This window comes from Polaromonas sp. P1_E3 (assembly GCF_056405935.1).
Genome location: NZ_JBFUBD010000374.1, coordinates 1 through 2,559 on the forward strand (window position 1 = coordinate 1; position 2,559 = coordinate 2,559).

The 2,559-nt window shown below is 66.1% G+C and carries 2 protein-coding genes; one reads left to right on the forward strand and one right to left on the reverse strand.

The features are described 5' to 3' along the window. Positions 1 to 585, forward strand: a 585-nt coding sequence (locus AC1D0Z_RS19405) for an MFS transporter (RefSeq protein ID WP_477659818.1), incomplete at its 5' end; no start/stop codon positions are given. Positions 586 to 608: 23 nt separating this feature from the next. Here the strand turns inward: AC1D0Z_RS19405 and AC1D0Z_RS19410 are convergent. Then, the coding region (locus tag AC1D0Z_RS19410) for a catalase (protein WP_477659819.1) at positions 609 to 2,559 on the reverse strand (1,951 nt) is incomplete at its 5' end.

A 2,559-nucleotide genomic window follows, 5' to 3' on the forward strand; every position in this document is an offset into this window, starting at 1 on the left:
CTGTATATGCAGCTGGTGCTGGGCTACACCGCCATGCAGGTGGGCCTGGGCTTCCTGCCCGCCAACCTGATCATGGCGGCCTTCTCGCTGGGCCTGTCGGCCAGGATTGTCATGCGCTTCGGCATACGCGCGCCGCTGTCAGCCGGGCTGCTGCTGGCCGCGCTGGGCCTGGCGTTGTTCGCGCGTGCCCCGGTCGGCGGCAACTTCGCGCTTGATGTATTGCCCGGCATGCTGCTGCTGGGGCTGGGCGCGGGCATGGCTTTCAACCCCGTATTGCTGGCCGCCATGAGCGACGTGGATCCGGCCGAGTCCGGCATTGCCTCGGGGGTCGTCAATACGGCTTTCATGATGGGCGGTGCGCTGGGGCTGGCGGTGCTGGCCAGCCTGGCGGCGGCGCGCACCGGCGCGCTGGCCGGTGCGGGTGCCGATGCCGTGAGGGCGCTCAATGGCGGTTACCAGCTGGCGTTTGTGATTGGCGCGGTCTTTGCCGCCAGCGCTGCCGTTCTGGGCGCGTTGCTGCTGCGCACGGCCGGTACCGCAGCCGGCAGCAAGTCCGGCGCCGGGGCGGCGGACGCCGTGCATTAAGCCTGCACACCCGTCCGTCGCCGTCAGACGGCGGGCGGATCCGTTTCGCGCTCGTAGTGGCGGTGCCGTCCCATCGCCTTGATAAAACGGGCGAGGGCGGCAGTCACATCTCCCGAGGCTTCCACCAGGAGGCCGGGGTCTGCCGGCGCACCCTTCCTGCCCTTGACCGCCGCGCCCGGGGCAGCCCCTATGCCGGCCTGCTCCAGCAGCCGCGCCGAAGCGCCAAGCGCCAGGATGGTCTTGCAGTGGCGGTACTGGTCCTTGATGAATTCCATCGTATGGCCATCGCCCGCCAACGCAGCCACTGCGTCTTCACCGTCCGGCAGCACCAGCGCGTCAAACAGGAAGCCGGGCTCGTTTTCAAGCGAAGCGTCGGCGTCCACCAGTTGCCCTTCGGCTGTTGTCACCGCGCCGATGTGCGGCCCGACCAGCCGCGGCACCGCGCCCTCGGCGGCCAGGGCGGCCTGCAGCTGGTCAATCACGGCGCCGGCCACACCGGGTGCTACCAGCACGGCAACCTTGCGCCCGGCAATGCTGCCGTCGCCGGGGCGCGCGGTCAGGGAAAGCGCCGGTGATGCGGTCACTTCCGGTTTCGCGGGTTTGGGAATGGCGAGCGGCATGGGGGCCGGCAGCGTGGTCATCCCCAGCCCTTGCGCCACCTTCTGTGCCAGCGGCTCAGAGGCATTGCGCAGCGATGACACCATGCGTTCGCGCACCGCCGGCACCGTCACCTTGCTCAACTCGAAGCGAAAGGCTGCCGCAATGTGCGCTTGTTCCACCGGCGTCTGGCTGTTGTAGAAGAGCGCGGCCTGCGTGTAGTGGTCGGCAAACTTTTCCGGCTTGGCRCGCACCTTCACATGGTCCTCCTGCGCCTGCAGGCGTGCCGGCACGCTGACAAAACCTTGCGCCGCCCCCGCCTGGAAGGGGCAGCCGCCGGCCAGCGAGTTCGGTTCATATGCGACGCGTCCGCGCGGGATCGCCTGGCGATGCATGCCGTCACGCTGGTTGTTGTGTACCTGCGCCAGCGGCGCATTGATCGGGATCTCGTGGAAATTCGGTCCGCCCAGGCGTGAGATCTGTGTGTCCACATAGGAGTGGATACGGCCGGCCAGCAACGGGTCGTTCGAAAAATCAATGCYCGGCACCACATGCGCGGTGCAAAAAGCCACCTGCTCGGTTTCGGCGAAAAAGTTGTCGGGGTTGCGGTTCAGCACCATGCGGCCCAGCGGCTGCAGCGGAACCAGTTCTTCAGGAATGATCTTGGTGGCGTCGAGGATGTCGAAGCTGAATTTTTCGGCCTCTTCTTCCGTAAAGACCTGCACGCCCAGCTCCCACTCGGGGTACACGCCGGCCTCGATGCGCTCCCACAGGTCGCGGCGGTGAAAGTCCGGATCGGCCCCGGAAATCTTCACGGCTTCGTCCCACACCAGCGAATGCGTGCCGAACTTCGGGCTCCAGTGGAACTTCACAAACACCGATTCGCCCGCGCCGTTCACAAAGCGGTAGCTGTGCACCCCAAAGCCCTGCATGGTGGCGTAGCTGCGCGGGATGGCCCGGTCGCTCATCAGCCACATCAGCATGTGGGTCGACTCCGGCATCAGCGACACAAAATCCCAGAAGGTGTCGTGCGCGCTGGCGGCCTGCGGCATCTGGTGGTGCGGCTCGGGTTTCACGGCATGAACGAGGTCGGGAAACTTCATCGCATCCTGGATAAAGAACACCGGCATGTTGTTGCCCACCAGGTCCCAGTTGCCCTCGTCGGTATAAAACTTCACGGCAAAACCACGGACATCGCGCGCCGTATCCTTGGAGCCCCGTTCGCCCTGCACGGTGGAAAAGCGGACGAACACCGGTGTGATCTTTCCTTCCTCCTGAAAGGGCGCGGCCCGGGTGTAGCGCGTGAAGGGCTTGTAGCACTCGAAGAACCCGTGCGCGCCTGAGCCGCGTGCGTGGACGATGCGCTCAGGAATGCGT